The organism is Variovorax sp. NFACC27 (assembly GCF_048301545.1).
Classification (GTDB): Bacteria; Pseudomonadota; Gammaproteobacteria; order Burkholderiales; family Burkholderiaceae_C; genus Variovorax; species Variovorax gossypii.
Genome location: NZ_CP157613.1, coordinates 4,493,581 through 4,508,805, shown reverse-complemented (window position 1 = coordinate 4,508,805; position 15,225 = coordinate 4,493,581). Strand labels below are relative to the sequence as shown.

The 15,225-nt window shown below is 64.3% G+C and carries 15 protein-coding genes and 2 pseudogenes; 16 read left to right on the top strand and 1 reads right to left on the bottom strand.

Annotated features, from left to right (window positions below; translation table 11 throughout):
- Positions 1–277: 277 nt before the first annotated feature.
- The 8 genes and pseudogenes from ABL840_RS21065 to ABL840_RS21030 form a co-directional block, all read left to right on the top strand.
- The gene (locus ABL840_RS21065; protein ID WP_176947695.1) at positions 278–424 is read left to right on the top strand and encodes a hypothetical protein; all 147 of its coding nucleotides are present in this window, start codon (positions 278–280) and stop codon (positions 422–424) included.
- A 290-nt stretch (positions 425–714) separates the two neighbouring features.
- Positions 715–936, top strand: a complete 222-nt coding sequence (locus ABL840_RS21060; protein WP_093208766.1) for a hypothetical protein — start codon at positions 715–717, stop codon at positions 934–936.
- A gap of 599 nt (positions 937–1,535) precedes the next feature.
- Positions 1,536–2,330, top strand: a complete 795-nt coding sequence (locus ABL840_RS21055) for a response regulator transcription factor (RefSeq protein ID WP_093208769.1) — start codon at positions 1,536–1,538, stop codon at positions 2,328–2,330.
- A 103-nt stretch (positions 2,331–2,433) separates the two neighbouring features.
- Complete coding sequence (locus ABL840_RS21050; RefSeq protein WP_418115966.1) at positions 2,434–2,775, top strand: hypothetical protein; 342 nt, start codon at positions 2,434–2,436, stop codon at positions 2,773–2,775.
- Between the two features lie 167 nt (positions 2,776–2,942).
- Positions 2,943–3,659 (top strand): Crp/Fnr family transcriptional regulator, encoded by a 717-nt coding sequence (locus ABL840_RS21045; protein ID WP_093208815.1) that lies wholly within the window; start codon positions 2,943–2,945, stop codon positions 3,657–3,659.
- Between the two features lie 205 nt (positions 3,660–3,864).
- The gene (locus ABL840_RS21040) at positions 3,865–4,485 is read left to right on the top strand and encodes a Crp/Fnr family transcriptional regulator (RefSeq protein ID WP_371287229.1); all 621 of its coding nucleotides are present in this window, start codon (positions 3,865–3,867) and stop codon (positions 4,483–4,485) included.
- Positions 4,486–4,985: 500 nt separating this feature from the next.
- Positions 4,986–5,615, top strand: coding sequence for a helix-turn-helix domain-containing protein (locus tag ABL840_RS21035; RefSeq protein WP_176947696.1), 630 nt, complete (start codon positions 4,986–4,988; stop codon positions 5,613–5,615).
- A gap of 277 nt (positions 5,616–5,892) precedes the next feature.
- Positions 5,893–6,183, top strand: a pseudogene (locus tag ABL840_RS21030) (IS630 family transposase); the annotation flags it as partial.
- On the opposite strand, the gene ABL840_RS21025 reads toward ABL840_RS21030, so the two are convergent.
- A complete protein-coding gene (locus ABL840_RS21025) occupies positions 6,180–7,109 on the bottom strand; it encodes an AraC family transcriptional regulator (RefSeq protein WP_093308038.1) in 930 nt (309 codons plus the stop codon). The pseudogene ABL840_RS21030 and the gene ABL840_RS21025 sit on opposite strands and share 4 nt — an antisense overlap.
- 122 nt (positions 7,110–7,231) lie before the next feature.
- Between ABL840_RS21025 and ABL840_RS21020 the strand changes: the two genes are divergently transcribed.
- From ABL840_RS21020 to ABL840_RS20985, 8 genes and pseudogenes are all read left to right on the top strand, one after another.
- Positions 7,232–7,618, top strand: a complete 387-nt coding sequence (locus tag ABL840_RS21020) for a nuclear transport factor 2 family protein (RefSeq protein ID WP_093308039.1) — start codon at positions 7,232–7,234, stop codon at positions 7,616–7,618.
- Between the two features lie 64 nt (positions 7,619–7,682).
- Entirely contained in the window at positions 7,683–9,257 is a 1,575-nt protein-coding gene (locus ABL840_RS21015; protein ID WP_418115965.1) for an MFS transporter, read from the top strand.
- A pseudogene (locus ABL840_RS21010) lies at positions 9,157–9,417 on the top strand (IS66 family insertion sequence element accessory protein TnpB); the annotation flags it as partial. The gene ABL840_RS21015 and the pseudogene ABL840_RS21010, both read left to right, overlap by 101 nt.
- A complete protein-coding gene (gene tnpB, locus ABL840_RS21005; protein WP_143043069.1) occupies positions 9,414–9,665 on the top strand; it encodes an IS66 family insertion sequence element accessory protein TnpB in 252 nt (83 codons plus the stop codon). The pseudogene ABL840_RS21010 and the gene tnpB, both read left to right, overlap by 4 nt.
- 199 nt (positions 9,666–9,864) lie before the next feature.
- Positions 9,865–11,379 (top strand): IS66 family transposase, encoded by a 1,515-nt coding sequence (gene tnpC / locus ABL840_RS21000; RefSeq protein ID WP_093308042.1) that lies wholly within the window; start codon positions 9,865–9,867, stop codon positions 11,377–11,379.
- Between the two features lie 122 nt (positions 11,380–11,501).
- Entirely contained in the window at positions 11,502–12,140 is a 639-nt protein-coding gene (locus ABL840_RS20995; protein WP_093308040.1) for a LysE family translocator, read from the top strand.
- Between the two features lie 770 nt (positions 12,141–12,910).
- On the top strand, positions 12,911–14,920 hold the full coding sequence (locus ABL840_RS20990; protein WP_093208781.1) for a histidine-type phosphatase: 2,010 nt from the start codon (positions 12,911–12,913) through the stop codon (positions 14,918–14,920).
- A gap of 59 nt (positions 14,921–14,979) precedes the next feature.
- Complete coding sequence (locus ABL840_RS20985) at positions 14,980–15,210, top strand: hypothetical protein (RefSeq protein WP_418115964.1); 231 nt, start codon at positions 14,980–14,982, stop codon at positions 15,208–15,210.
- Positions 15,211–15,225: the final 15 nt, after the last annotated feature.

The window sequence follows — 15,225 nt, the reverse complement described above, 5'->3', positions numbered from 1 at the left end:
CGGAGCCACGCCATGATTTCGTCGACGGCCATCCAGCGCTGGTAGAGGTAGCTTAGGCGCCCGCCCATCAAGAGCGCAGCCTCGATGCTGGCAGGCCGTCGCTGTCCAGGGCGCCTGTGAAAGAGCCGTTTTCGGATCGAAGATTCGGCCTTGGAGGCCGACTGCACACAGAGCCCGACTTCTTACCTCCTGTCCCGGCAAACGCCTACAGCCGCAGGATCTCGTTGCAGCTGAATGGACTGGCAGTCAATGTCGCTGCGTCACCAGGAATTCTTCCATGTCCAACCACCCAGACAAGAAGCCGGCTCCACAGCCGCAGAAGCAGCAAGACCAATCCCAGCCGGAGAAGCAAAAGCAGCAGGGCCAGCCGTCCCACAAGCCGGAGCCTCGCCAAACCGACTCCCAGCAGCACGGCAAATCCTGACGTTTCAACTTTTCGATGCCCGCCTCGAGCGGGCATTTTCACTCCTGTGCCGAACACGGCCTGGGCGGCGTATCCCGTCTGCGCGCCGGCACTGCCACTGGACGTCACCGCACTCCAGGCAGTGCTTTCTCACGAAGAGATACAGGCGGCGTTTCTGCTCAGGTCGAGCCATTGCCGGTGTTTCCTTCGGACCCGCTCGCGGGGAACGTAGCGCTCATTGTGTGCGGCAACGCACAGACCGATCTTCTCGACTTTTCTAACGTGCCAGCGTACTCAAGGGAGAAAAGCCAATGACAAGGCAAGTCATCCACAGCGCGACCGTCACGCTGAAGCTGCCGCTCGACACGAGCGTTGCAGAAGAAGAGGCAGCGTTGCAGGCTGCCGGCATTCCCATCGACGCGATCGGCAACGCAGCGTCCGGCTTCCTGTTCGTTCGGTACACGAGCGATTGGAGAAATCCGGCCAAGATCTTTCGCTGGTTTGCCGCCGACGTCGGGCATACCGCCCCCTAGCCAAAGCGCAGTGCGCCTGTGTTCGCTGGAGCACCGTCTCATGCCCGGAATGCGCCTAGTCCGAGGGGCCTTCAAAGGATTCTGCATGAGCCATCTACCACTGACTTTGACGCTGCTCGGCGTATTGAGCGTGGCCGGTATAGCGGATGCCCAAGGCGTCGATGGAAAGAAAGGGGAGACTGGCAAGCCCAGCGAAAGAACTACTGTAATCGTCACACCAGCTCCAGAGACCCCGCCAGCGAAGTAGAGCGCAACGGACTTTGCGGATGTCTGACAAACCCCTTCGCCACGGCAGGCAAGCAATCTTGGATAGCGAGGTTCGCGCCTCTGAACTGGCACGTTGTCCCTGTTCCGTATGAGCGATCACGTTCGAGCAAGCGGCACGAATGGTTCTGTTGAACGGGCCATACGGCGAAGCTTCTTCCCAAGCTCTTTCCATGCAGATCGACTGCACAGCCAAAGGGACGGCCCTGCGCCACAGACATCGCTGGCCCATGGTCCTTGGAGTTAGGGCGGACATGAAGGAATCCTCTGCATTGAGGGAAGCGCTCCGAATTCCACAGTCCAAGCAATACCGATGATCAAAAAGGAAGCTGCAAATGGAGAGAGAAAACGATAGCTTGGTAGTGAGCGAGGAAGGTCGGACGCGAAACTACTCGGGGCGCGGGCAATTTGAGGAGCCGGCCCCGCAAAGTGCGACTGCGGTTCAGTGGCCGCACTTTCTGGCTGGGCAACACGCCAAGCCGGTACGAGTGCTGCTGGTGGCTCCGGATCCCTCGATCCAACGTGTAATCGCACAGGAGTTGCTTGACGATCGTCGCATCCAGCTCGAAGCCCAGGCGAACACCTTGCGCGAAGGGCGACGCTTGTTGATGCGGCTCGAATTCGAGGTGTTGATGGTGGACGTCTGCCTCGTGGACGGCAGCGGCTTCGAACTGATTGAAGAGGCCAAGAAGCATCGCAGTACGCCCGAAGTCATCGCCATTTCAGCGCGCCTGGACGAGGCCCAGGCCCTGCATGCGTTTGACCTCGGAGCCTCAGGCTACCTGGTCCAAACCGCGTGGCTGCAGAGCTACGCACAGGCTGTCTTGCATGTGGTCAACGGCGGAGCTGCTGTCACTCCGACCCTGGCCCGCAGGTTGCTCGCTCACCTGAACCACTCGCGCGCCAATGGCAATCCTGTCCGGCCACCGACTGGCCGCGCGACATTGACCGAACGAGAACTGGAGGTGCTGCAGCTTATTGCGCTCGGGAACGTCGGCGCCGCTATCGCGAAACAACTCAGGATCAGTCCGCAAACCGTCAACGTCCACATAAAAAGCATCTACCGCAAGCTGCAGGTCCACACACGCGCGCAGGCTGTGACTTGTGCGACGAACAAGGGCCTTCTGTAGAGAGGCTGCCAACCCCCTCAAAGGCGATCGATCGCGAGCCAGTCCCCGGGGCCGTGAATCCTGGAGCTTTCCACTGCTGTTTGAAAAGCTTGGGGTGAACTCGATGGCAAGCGCTCCCGCCAATCTCTGGCGTCCCGTCAGCGTGCGGGAGAAGGACACCGAATTCAGCCTTCAGCGCGACACGCAGATTGCCCGCCAGCAGAGCCTGGACGTGGCCGAGCGTTTCGGCTTCCTGGTGCACGAGGTGCGCAGCGCCCTCGGGACAGCAACCCTGGCGATCCACGCCCTCAAACTCGGCAACATAACCGCGGGCGGTGCCACCGGGACCGTCCTGAAGCGCAGCCTGTCTGCAATGGGCGAGCTGATCAGCCGGGCCCTCGCTGAGGTGCGTCATGCCGTGCCGGAACAGCGGCAGACATCGCCAGCGAAAAATCCTGCTTGCTGAAGGAAACGGCGTTTTCGGCACCGTGATTTGGGTTGAACGGCCGGGGTGTTCGCGAGAAGCCGATATGTGCGATAGCGCACAGAAAATGTCACCGCTGCCTATACTGAAGGAGGCTCTGCGCCTGAAACCGGATGCCGATTCATCTCCTGAGCCGTCTGGAGCACGCGATGCCCGTTGCGATCGACCCGAGAAGAAACAAGCTGCTGGCGTCACTGCCTGAAGCCGAATGGCAACGCTGGCGGCCGCAACTCGAAGCGGTGGAAATGCCGCTGGGTCAGGTGCTGTACGAATCGGGCATCGCACTGAGCCACGTTTACTTTCCAACGACTGCCATCGTCTCGTTGCTGTACGTGATGGAGAACGGCGCATCGGCCGAAATCGCTGTGGTTGGCAACGAGGGCATCGTCGGCATCTCGCTGTTCATGGGCGGAGAATCCACGCTCAGCCGCGCCGTCGTGCAAAGCGCAGGGCAGGGCTTCCGGCTAAGGGCGCAGGCCATCAAGGAAGAATTCACACGTCCTCCCATCCTCCACCTGTTGCTGCGCTACACCCAGGCGCTGATCACGCAGATGGCGCAGACGGCGGTGTGCAACCGACACCATTCTCTGGATCAGCAGCTTTGCCGTTGGCTGCTGCTGAGCCTGGACAGGCTGGAAGGAAACGAGCTCGTGATGACGCAGGAACTGATCGCCAACATGCTCGGTGTGCGCCGCGAAGGCGTGACCGAGGGGGCGCTCAAGCTGCAGGGGGCCGGGCTGATCCGCTACGCGCGCGGTCGCATCTCGGTGCTGAATCGCCGAGGCTTGGAGCAACGCACCTGCGAGTGCTACGCGGTGGTCAAGAAGGAATACGACCGGCTTTTGCCGGATGGGGTCGCGGTGTAGGTGTTGCGAGTGGTGATGACCGGCGTCCGCGGACGCCGGCGCACTGTGTGCGCCATCGAACGGTGAATTCCCGGCGCTCGTTGCAGACTCGTTCGGACTGCCAACACAGCGGAGGGCGAGATTGACCACCGTAGAGAACCACCTGATCCAACGGCTTCCCGCGAGGGACCGGAGGCGCTTCCTCGCCCTCTGCGAACCTGCTCCCTTGATCTGGGCCGACGTGCTGTGCACGCCCGGAGAGCGCACGCGCTATGCCTATTTCCCCACGGAGGGCTTCATTTCGCTGCTGACCTTGACGGGCGGCAGCCCCGAGCTCGAAGTCGGCATGGTCGGGCGCGAGGGCATGCTGGGCGTGCAGATGGTGCTGGGCGTGGGAATGACGCCCCTGCGTGCGGTGGTGCAGGGCTCGGGGAAGGCGTGGCGCATCGACGCTCGAGCCTTCCGAAAGGAACTCGAGCGCAGCCCGGCGCTGCGACGCGTGCTGAACCGCTATCTCTACGTGCTGATGGACCAATTGACAACTTCAGCCGGATGCCTTCGCTTCCATCAGATCGGCCCACGTCTGGCCCGGTGGCTGCTGATGAGCCAGGATCGCGCCCAAGCCGACAGCTTTCGCGTGACGCATGAGTTCCTGGCCTACATGCTCGGCGTGCGACGCGTGGGCATCACCGTGGCTGCCAACGCCCTGCAGCACAGCGGGCTGATTGCCTACCACCGGGGCGATATCACGGTGCTCGATCGCGGCGGCCTGGAAACGGCAGCGTGCGGCTGCTATGCGTCAGATCGGAAGGCCTACGCCGACACGCTGGACTCACTCCAGCGGTAGGACGACCAGACAATTGCATTCCTGTTTGTTCACTTCGCGCAGACCAAAGTCTGGTGGCACAGAATCGGCATTGACCAATGTTCAGTGGCTTGGCTGACCAATGTCTCGTGGCGTGCTGGAATGTTTGTCCAAGGAAATCAACTACTTTCGCCGCTGTTCTGCTCATGTTCAACTGCGTTCCGCACGTGCGTCGACACATGGAGTGGCTGCGACCCGCCGCATGGATTGCCATCGACGACGAGTCATCGCTGTGGACTGCCGACGAGCGCCGCGGCCGCCTGGTAGCAACGAATGGCTGTCTGGGCCTCATGGCGCCAGCGGCGCAGGACCGCCTCACGACCGTCTTGCTGGGCAACTCCGGCCTGGGGAAGGTTGAGGGACCTTGAGGGTGGGGCGGAGTCCATGCTTCCATGTCCACACGGCAAGGAGTCCCACTAGAGACCACCGATTTTGACGATTTTGACGGTCTTTGCTACGCTGCCAATCAACTGGAGTTCGCCATGACCACTCTCGCACGTACCGCCTCCGCGCCTTCCCTCGACATTCAAGGGCGGAAGGAGCTTAGCTTTGTGCTCGCGGACATTACTGCGGGCCTTGCGGCCAAGTTGTCCTCGTTGGTTAACGCACAACTGACGGCCAAGAAGATCTCTCCAAAGGCAGTCGAGAAAGTTGTCGCCGAAAAAGTTCCTGGATTGCTCGAAGAGGCGTTTGTCACGGGCCTGTTGGTAAGCAAGGCTGCCGCTGAACAACGTGCGGTGTTGCTCCACTTGCTATCAACTGTTCAAGTCCAGTCGCTTGGCCTCACGGAAAAGGCGCTCCCACGGGATAGCGCCGCATCCGCTGGAGCTCGCGAGGCATCGGAGGACGATGAGCTGACCAGCGAGGCTGCAGCGAAGTTGCTGCACGTCTCTCGGAGCCACCTCAACACGTTGGCGGACTCTGGTGCTCTAGGGGAGATACGTCGAACGGCGGGCAATCACCGCAGAATCTCAAAGACTGCTCTGCTCGAATACAAGGCACGCAGCAAGGAGCGACAAGGCAGGGGGCTGGACGCAATGATGGCGGCCAGCCAGAAGCTGGGGTTGTACGACGATGAACTCGCCGGCATTCCCCGCCGCGCTAGTCGCTGAGCATGGCGAAGCGTCGCGACGTACCTGGCAGCGAGGCGGCCGAGCCGCCTCGCGTCGTTTTGATTGACGCGAATGTGTTCTTCGCTCCTCGGATGAGGGACCTCGTCATGCATCTGCATGCGGAGGAACTCATCAACGCGCACTGAACGAAGGAAATCGAAGCAGAGTGGACGCGTAACGTTGTTGCCAAACAAGACGCCGACGCTGAGGGCGAGCAGCCCGGCCGGAGGTGGCGCGAACCGTCGAAACGCGGCCGACAGGTATCCTGAGGTTGGCCCGGTATCCGAAGGTGCGTGCCTGGCTCGCGCAACGGCCACGCCGGCACATGCACTTCGTGCCTGCCTGTTCGAGCCGGCTCGATCAGGTCGAGTGCTTCTTCGCCGTGATCACCGACAAGGCGATCCGGCGCGGTTCGTTCAAAAGCGTCAAGGCGCCGACGAACAACATGGACATGTTCGTGAGCCGGTACAACGAGAGCTGCAAGCCGTTCTCCTGGACCGCCACCGCCGACCCCATCCTCGAAAAACTATCTCGCCTCTGCCTGCGAATTGACGGGACGGGACACTAGGCGGCCACGCTCTCCTCGCGGGCCGCGGCCCGCCACGCACCAGGCGCCACGCCTTTCTCGCGCTTGAACGCCTTGCTGAACGCCGCCTCCGATTCGTAGCCCACAGCCCCGGCGATCGTGCCCATGGCGGCGTTGCCTTGCGCCAGCATGGTGCCGGCCTTGAACATGCGCCATTGCGTGAGGTATTCCAGCGGCGCCTTTCCCACCCGCTCGCGAAAGCGCTGTGCGAACGCGGACCGCGACAGGCTCGCAGCGCAAGCAAGGGCCTCCACCGTCCAGTCGCGAGAGATGTCCTTGTGCATCGCGCGCAGGGCGGGGCCGATGCGCGCGTCGGCCAGCGCGGCGAGCCAGCCCGTCTGCGATTCGCCGGTGGCTGCGACGTGCGCGCGCACGGCCTGCACGAACACGATATCGGCCAGGCGGCTGACAAGCAGGCTGGAGCCCAGGCCCGGTTCGCCGGTTTCCATGGCCAGCAGCTGGAGCGTGCCTTGCAGCGCGAGGGCGCGGGCCTGCTCCATCTTCACGTGCAGGAGCACGGGCAGCAGGTCGAGCAGCGGCCGGGCGGCGCGCTGATCGAAGTGGAACCAGCCGCAGATCACCGAGGCCGCGGTGCCGGTGCCACCCAGTTCCACGAGCCCACCGATGCGGTCGCGTACGACGGAGGCACAGCTCACCGTGGGTGTGTCCGGATGGTCGCGCAGGACGTAGGGCGTGCCGTGCGCCAGCACATAGCAGTCGCCGGCGGCGAGCGCTATCGGTTGCGCCGCGCCTTCGGCTTCCAGCAGGCACCCGCCGCGCACGACGAGTCCGAAGCGCGCGCTCTCGCCGCCGGCCAGGCTCACGCCCCAGGGCGCGCCGGCCTCCAGGCGGGCATACAGGGCGCTGCGTACGCGCATGGCGGCGAAGACATCGTCGAGCGGGTCCATGAGGCTGCTGTGGTGGTGGACGAATGGACAAGATTATCGGTTTTCCAGGCATTCACCGTCCATCACATGAGACGGAAACTGCGGTCTCTCTTTCCCACAAACGAAAACGACAGGAGCGGACCATGAACGCCAAGACCTCATTCGCCGAACTCGCCGACCGCTACGTCGCCGTCTGGAACGAGCCCGACACCGACGCCCGCAGCGCCGCCATCGCCAGCCTCTGGGTGCCCGACGGCGAGCACTACGTGCGCACGCTGCAGGCAAAGGGCCACGAGGCGCTGCAGCAGCGCGTCACCGGCTCGCACGAGAAGAACGTGCGCGACGCCGGCTTCCGCTTCGTCCGCGCGGGCGACGCCCAGTTCCTGCACGACGCGGTGATGTTCCATTGGCACATGGTCCCGGCCGCGGGTGGGCCGGTGACCGCACTCGGGTTGGAGTTCCTGGTGCTCGCCGAAGACGGCCGCATCGCCATGGACTACCAGTTCATCCTGCCCACGCCCGCCGCCTGAGCACGGCCGGTGACCTCCGAGGTCACTGCCTTCATGCCGCTTCCTTCCAACACTCGAATCCATCATGACGCAGTCAAACATTGCTTCGGCAGCATCGCTCTCTTCCACCGGCAGCCAGAGTCCGGAAGCGACAAGGCCCGGCCAGCTGGGCCTGTGGGTCATGCTCAGCGGCACCTTCCTGGTGGTGCTGGACTTCTTCATCGTCAATGTCGCGCTGCCCTCGATGCAGCGCGAACTGCACGCGAGCGCGGGCACCCTGCAACTGGTGGTGGCCGGCTACGGCCTCGCCACTGCCGCAGGGCTGATCACCGGCGGACGGCTCGGCGACCTGTTCGGGCGCCGCCGCATGTTCATGCTGGGCCTGCTGCTGTTCACACTCGCGTCCGCTGCCTGCGGCCTTGCGCCGAACGCCGAACTGCTCGTGGCGGCACGCGTGCTGCAGGGGCTGGCCGGCGCACTGCTGCAGCCGCAGGTGCTGGCGATGATCGGCCTGGCCTACGCAGGGGAAGACCGGGCGCGTGCCTTCGCGGCCTATGGACTTACGCTGGGGCTGGGTGCCACGCTCGGGCAGCTGGTCGGCGGCCTGCTGATCCATGCCGACTTGGCGGGTCTCGGCTGGCGCAGCTGTTTTCTCATCAACTTGCCGATCGGCCTGCTGGCGCTGATGCTCGCGCCGCGCGTCATTCCGCCGCTGGCGAACAACGGCAACAGCAGGCTCGACCTCGCCGGCATGCTGCTGGTGGCCGCGGGCTCGGCGGCAGTGGTGCTGCCGCTGGTGGAGGGCCGCGAACAGGGCTGGCCGCTGTGGAGCTGGCTGTGCCTTGCGGCGGCGCTGCCGCTGCTCGCAGCCTTCGCATACCAGCAGCGCCGGCTCGCCGCACATGGCGGTACGCCGCTCGTGGCGCCGGTGCTGCTCGCCAATGGCCGCTTCGGCATGGGCCTGCTCACGACGCTGGCCTTCTACGTGGGCAATGCCTCGCTGTACTTCGTGCTGGCGCTGTACCTCCAGCAGGGCCTCGCACTCGATCCGCTCAGCTCGGGCATCGTCTTCACGTCGCTGGCGGCCGGTTTCTTCGCGACGTCGATGGCGGGCGCGCGCCTGACATGCCGCTTCGGCGGCAAGCCGCCCATCGCGCTCGGCGCCCTTGTGCTCGCTGCAGGACATGCGCTGCAGTTCGTCAACGTGGCCGGCTGGCCCGGACACTCGCACGTCGTGGCGTGGATGGTGCCGTTGCTGCTGGTGCAGGGCGCGGGGCTCGGCATGGTGATGGCGCCGCTGGTCTCCACCGTGCTGGCCGGCCTGCCGCCGCAGCATGCGGGCGTGGCCTCGGGCGTGATCTCGATGGTGCAGCAGGCGAGCAACGCGCTGGGCGTGGCGTTGATCGGCATCCTTTTCTACGGGCGGCTCGGACATGCGCCGGATGCGGGGGCATATGCAGATTTAGGTGGACACCATGGAAGACTCCAAACGCGTGAGCCGTCGGCGCCATGCGGAAGATCTGAAGCAGCGGGTGCTGGCGGCCTGCGCCGAGCCTGGCGCGTCGGTGGCGCAGGTGGCGCTGGCGCACGGCCTCAACGCCAACCTCGTACACAAGTGGCGGCGCCTGTCCATAGGAGTCGCTGGCACGGCAGGTGGTAGCCGGCAAGACGAATTCGTGGCCATCGCGCTGGCTCCAAGCCAAGCGCCCGCTGGCGACATCCGACTCGAACTGCGGCGCGGTGCCATTGCGGTGAACGTGATCTGGCCGCTGAGCGCGTCGAGCGAGTGTGCCGCCTGGTTGCGCGAGATCCTGAGGTGATCCGCGTCGATGCACTGTGGCTGGCTGTCGAGCCACTGGACATGCGCGCCGGCACCGAGGCGGCTCTGGCGCGCGTCGTACGCGTCTTCGGCGCTGCCAGGCCACACCACGCGTACCTGTTCGCCAACCGCCGCGCCAACCGTATGAAGGTGCTCGTGCACGACGGCATTGGCATCTGGCTGGCGGCCAGGCGTCTTCATCAAGGCAAGTTCATCTGGCCCAAGGATGCCCCCCTACGCTCAGCCTGAATCGCCCCCAATTCGATGCCCTGGTGCTCGGCCTGCCTTGGCAACGCGTCGGCGAGGCCGGCGTCATCTGCGTTCTGTAGCGCGGCCGCGCAATTGCCGAAGTTGCCGATGCTCGCCCCAGTGTCCTGGGGCATCCTTGCATTCCGTGAGCGACACGGCCACCAACCTTGACCACCTGGACGCGCAGCAACTGCGCGAGATGGTGCAGTCGCTCATGGGCCAAGTGCAGGCTAACAAGCTCGAGATCCAACGGCGCGACCACGAGATTGCGTTCAAGCAGGCTGCCATCGACAAGCTCACGCACGAGATGGCGGTGATCAAGCGGCTGAAGTTCGCCGCAAAGTCCGAAGCCTTCAGCACCAAGCAGAAGAGTCTGCTGGAAGAGACCATCGATGCCGATCTCGCGGCGCTGGAGCGTGAGCTGGAGCAGCTCGCTGCCGCCCACGGCGAGCAGCGCGAGAAGCAGCAGCCCAAGCGCCAGGTACTTCCCGCCAACCTGCCGCGCCGAGAGATCCACCACGAACCGCAGAGCACCACTTGTGCATGCGGCAGCCAGCTCCAGCGCATCGGCGAGGACGTGGCGGAGAAGCTCGACTACGAACCCGGCGTGTTCACGGTGGAACGCCATGTTCGCGGCAAGTGGGTATGCACCCGGTGCGAGACGCTGATCCAGGCGCCGGTGGCGCCGCACATCATCGACAAGGGCATCCCGACGGCAGGACTGCTGGCCCAGGTGCTGGTGGCCAAGTACCTCGATCACCTGCCGCTGTACAGGCAGGAAGCCATCTTCGGCCGAGCGGGCCTCGCGATCCCTCGCTCGACGCTGGCCGCCTGGGTGGGGCAATGCGGCGTTCACCTGCAGCCGGTGGTGGATGCACTCAGGAGCGAGATGCTCCGCAGTCAAGTGCTCCATGCGGACGAGACCCCCGTGGCCATGCTCAAGGCTGGCCACGGCAAGACGCATCGGGCGTACCTCTGGAGTTACTGCACGACTGCCTATGACGCACTATCCGCAGTGGTGTTCGACTTCGCCGACAGCCGCGGCGGGCAGCACGCCCGGGCCTTCCTTCGGCTTGGCGGCGAGAACGGCTGGCGCGGCACCCTGGTGTGCGATGACTTCTCCGGCTACAAGGCGTGCTTCGAGCTGGGCGTTACCGAGGCCGGCTGCCTGGCGCATGCCAGGCGCAAGTTCCATGAGCTGTGGGCCAATCACGGCAGCCCGATCGGTGAGCAGGCCTTGAAGTTCTTCGGCGAGCTCTACGAGGTTGAGCGGGTCGTGGCTGAGCTGGGACCAGAAGACCGCAGGCGCGTGCGCCAGGAACGCTCACGGAAGGTGGCCGATGCACTCCACCAATGGCTCACCGCGCAGCGGCAGAAGGTGCCCGAGGGCTCGGCGACCGCGAAGGCCATCGACTACAACCTGAAGCGCTGGCTGGCGCTCACACGCTACATCGACGATGCGGAGCTGCCGGCCGACAACAATCGGGTGGAGAACCAGATCCGGCCGATCGCGCTTGGGAGGCAGAACTGGCTGTTCGCCGGCAGCTTGCGCGCCGGCCGACGAGCTGCGGCCGTCATGAGCCTGGTGCACTCGGCGCGTCTGAACGGCCACGAGCCGCACGCGTACCTAAAGGATGTCCTCGAGCGGCTGCCTACGCACCCGGCCAGCCGCATCGACGAGCTCTTGCCGCATCGCTGGCAACCGCTCACCTGACTCTGCGTTAGGAGCCGCCGCCGCTCATCATCGTCAAGATGGAGCGCCCATCCGCTTACGGATGGTTCCTTGCAAACCGTGGTGGTGCAGCGATACTTGCCGCCTCAATACTTGGAGTTCATATGCTTCCCGACACGCCTTTGCTCCTGGCTTTTGTTGGTGCCAGCCTGGTGTTGGCTATCACCCCCGGACCCGCCGTCGTCTACATTGTGGCCCGTACTTTGGCGCAGGGTCGCGCATGCGGTCTTGCATCCGTACTGGGCGTCGCGCTTGGCAATCTCTCGAATGCATTGGGAGCTGCGCTCGGACTGGCCGCCTTGTTCGCCGTGTCATCAGCCGCTTTCACCGCAGTGAAATGGGCCGGCGCCGCCTACCTCGTGTATCTCGGCATCCGGATGTGGAGAACGGCGTCGCCAGTCGCCGACGCAACGCCGCAGGCGCTGGCGCAGCCCTTGCGGCGCGTTTTCCGAGATGGCTTCATGGTCGCGCTGCTGAACCCAAAAACCACCTTGTTCTTCGCCGCCTTCCTGCCGCAGTTCATGGACGCTCACGGCAACCCGCTGATGCAGACCCTGACGCTCGGTGGTGTTTTCGTTGGTATCGCTTGCTGCACCGACGTCATCTACGTGCTAACGGCAAGTCTCGTCGCACCGCGCCTGAGGCGGGCCGCATGGGGCAGCCGCTGGGGTAACCGGCTCGCGGGAACATCATTTATCGGTTTGGGCGTGCTTACGGCCATGGGCACGCGCCCCGCGCGCTGACGCTCGCTCTCATCCGCACCGAACAGCGACTTCTGGCCGATTCCTGAAGTCTAGCCTTGGAGCCGGTAAGCGGCTACTCATCAAGATGGGATCGCCAGCCGCTTACATTGCAACGTGGCACTCGACGATGTTCGACGTTGGGCGTCGCAACAAGCGGTGGAGCCTGGTGATGATGGAATGAAGAGGTTTGCGCGACATGCTGGCACTGGCCATCCGCGGCGTGTTGCCTGCGGTACAAGATGGAGAGCATGCCGGTTGCGCGGTTTAGAACTTGGTCAGGCACTTCAGCGGTGGGCGATTGTCCTGCTATTTACATAATCATAATTGTATTATTAAGGCAAGGCGGCTCAATCTCGGTCGATCATCGAAGGCAATCCACGACGATGCAGTGCGTGCCCAACTGGCGAGCCTCATCCACTAGGCGCAGCACAGTTTCTCGGTCGTCGCTGGACTCTGCTCTCGCACGATGCACGGCCTGAGTAGCGTATGTCGAACAATGCCATCGCATTTTCGCAACTGGCAGTCACATCCATGTCACGCGCAGGCAAAAAGCTCTCTCCCTTTTCGTTTTCGCGAATCTCATGTTTTCGACCTCGCCGTTTTACCGTGCCCTGACCCGCGCGACAATCTCTTGCCTCAGTCTCTCGGTGTTCCTTCTGACCGCATGCGGTGGCGGTGACAGCGGCTCTTCTTTCGCCTGGGTGCCCACCGCCGGGGGCGCAACGATCCCTGCGACCCCAGGCGGCACGACGACTGCCAGCACCAGTGGAGTGGTAGTCGGCAGCTACTTCGTCAATGCCAAGGTCTGCCTCGATTTCAACGCCAACGGTCGCTGCGATGGTGATGAGCCTTCCACGCGATCGGACAAGCAAGGTCGCTTCACGCTCGCTGGGGCCGGCGCAGGCATCGTGGCCGAGATCGGCACCGATGCCATGGAGATCGATCCTTCCGTGCCCTCCTCCAAGCCGGTGACTTCCCCGCTCGTGCTGCGAGCGCCGAAGGAAGCGCCGGGCGTCGTCGACTTCGAGTCGACCGCGGTGGTCGCGGAAATGGAAGCCAACGGGCTCGACTTCAAGACCGCCGTCGGCAAGGTAGCAATCTCGGTCGGCGTGATTGCGTCGAAACTGCTCGGCGACATCAACACCGAGGTCGATCCCGTCGCCAGGGCCGCGCTCAAGGCCGCATCCGACGAGGGCCTGCAGCGCATCCGCGACGCGCTCACATCGGCTGCGAGCGACGACGACGTCAAGACATTGGTAACGGCCGCTGCACTGACGGATCGCTACTACCAGACCAAGGCGCCGTACCGGCCGCAGCAGGACGTCAGCACCTACGAGGCGGCGCCTGCGGGCTTCTCGCCGGTCTTCACCGAAGTGGTTGCGCGCCACGGCTCGCGCGGGCTCTCGGGCCTCAAGTACGACCTGGCGGTCTACAACATGTGGAAGAAGGCGCAGGACGACGGCGCGCTCACGCTGCTGGGCGAGAAGCTCGGCCCCGACGTGCTGAAGATCATGAAGGCCAACTTCCTGCTCGGCTATGGCGTGGCGGGCATCAGCACCCCCGGCTATGGCAACGAGACGCAGGTCGGCATCAACGAGCACACGCAGCTCGCGGCGCGGCTGGTGCAGCGCCTGCCAGCCTACTGGAAGCAGGTGGGCGACAGCGCCGCCACCGCCCCGCGCCAGATCGTGATGGTGACTTCCGGCGTCGATCGCGCGGTAGACAGCGGCAACTTCTTCGTGCAGTCGCTCAAGGCGGTGCAACCTGCGCTGGCGCCGCTGCTGAGCTATCCGGCAGCGCCTGCGCCTTACCCCGACAACGGCACGGCAGTGGCCCAGCCCGCCGGCACCAACCGCTTCCTGCTGTACTTTCACAAGCTCGTGAAGGCGACCGACCTGGTGACGAACACAGCCGACCCGCTCTACACGACCTACCAGGCCAGCCTGGCCTACCAAGACTACAAGAGCAACGATGCCGACCTGCTCGGCAAGCAGAGTGGCCTCACGGTCACGCCCGAGGCCGCGGCTGCCGGCCGTGTGCTGCTGGAGCGCCTTTTCGCGAAGAGCTTCGTCGACAAGATCGCCAACGGCACCTACAGCTTTGCCAACACCGGCAGCTTCAGCTACACGAGCGACGACGGCAAGTTCGCGCCCAGCCTGAGCGGCGACGGCAAGACATCGATCAAGTCGCCGGGCGACGCGGGCGCGCTGCTCTACGAGCTGTACGTGATCGCGCCTGCGATGCGCAGCGAGGCCGGAGTCGATTTCACGGCCTACATGCCCGCCGCGCAGGCGAAGTTCTTCGCTGCGCTCAACGACGGCTCCGATTTTTACGACAAGGGCCCCGGCATGACGGAGAAGGGCGACATCACCTCGCGCATGTCGCAGATCCTGGCAGACGACATGTTCAACGAGGTCGACGCGATCGCCAGGGGCGACCGCTCGCATGCGGCCAAGCTGCGCTTCACGCATGCCGAAATCATGATGCCCTTCGCTGTGCGCATGGGCCTGAAGGGCGTGGATCAGAGCGTGCCCAAGGCTTCGAACTTCAGCTACGGCAGCAATGCATGGCGTGGCGAATACGTCTCCCCAATGGCGGCCAACATGCAGTGGGACGTGTTCGCGGACGGTGGCGGCAAGCTGCTGGTGCGCATGCTCTACAACGAGAAGGAAACAGACTTCAAGGCGGCCTGCGACGGCGCTAAGGCGGCGGGCACGGCCCACTACTACGACTACACGGCCCTCAAGGCCTGCTACGGGCACGTTGCGAGCTCGTCCTAGAAAAGAGTCTTGTGTGTACGGTCAATGAGTGACGCTTCAAGTCTGGCTGCACATAGACCATGAAGCGAGGCGCAAGCGCCGGGCTGCTCGACCTGCGGCGCGTGGCCGTGCTGCGCACCGCGTCGAACTTCGACCGGCCCCATCCGGGGCAGACCGCCTACGCCTCGCTTTCGGCCGAGTCAGGCGGGTTCCCGATCTCCACCGCCAACCTCCTGATCGCGGGGCGGCCCCTGGTGGATGCGATCGTCGGCAACTGGCCCGCCTGGAGCGCGGGAGTGCCGGCGGACTGACCGGCCCGTTCCGGA

Coding starts and splice junctions, on each gene's coding strand:
- ABL840_RS21065 (WP_176947695.1), top strand. CDS start 278: ATGTCCAACCACCCAGACAAGAAGCCGGCTCCACAGCCGCAGAAGCAG.
- tnpC (WP_093308042.1), top strand. CDS start 9,865: ATGGTGCAGTCGCTCATGGGCCAAGTGCAGGCTAACAAGCTCGAGATC.
- ABL840_RS21020 (WP_093308039.1), top strand. CDS start 7,232: ATGAACGCCAAGACCTCATTCGCCGAACTCGCCGACCGCTACGTCGCC.
- ABL840_RS21055 (WP_093208769.1), top strand. CDS start 1,536: ATGGAGAGAGAAAACGATAGCTTGGTAGTGAGCGAGGAAGGTCGGACG.
- ABL840_RS21015 (WP_418115965.1), top strand. CDS start 7,683: ATGACGCAGTCAAACATTGCTTCGGCAGCATCGCTCTCTTCCACCGGC.
- ABL840_RS21035 (WP_176947696.1), top strand. CDS start 4,986: ATGACCACTCTCGCACGTACCGCCTCCGCGCCTTCCCTCGACATTCAA.
- ABL840_RS20985 (WP_418115964.1), top strand. CDS start 14,980: ATGAAGCGAGGCGCAAGCGCCGGGCTGCTCGACCTGCGGCGCGTGGCC.
- ABL840_RS20995 (WP_093308040.1), top strand. CDS start 11,502: ATGCTTCCCGACACGCCTTTGCTCCTGGCTTTTGTTGGTGCCAGCCTG.
- ABL840_RS21060 (WP_093208766.1), top strand. CDS start 715: ATGACAAGGCAAGTCATCCACAGCGCGACCGTCACGCTGAAGCTGCCG.
- ABL840_RS21045 (WP_093208815.1), top strand. CDS start 2,943: ATGCCCGTTGCGATCGACCCGAGAAGAAACAAGCTGCTGGCGTCACTG.
- ABL840_RS21025 (WP_093308038.1), bottom strand. CDS start 7,109: ATGGACCCGCTCGACGATGTCTTCGCCGCCATGCGCGTACGCAGCGCC.
- ABL840_RS21050 (WP_418115966.1), top strand. CDS start 2,434: ATGGCAAGCGCTCCCGCCAATCTCTGGCGTCCCGTCAGCGTGCGGGAG.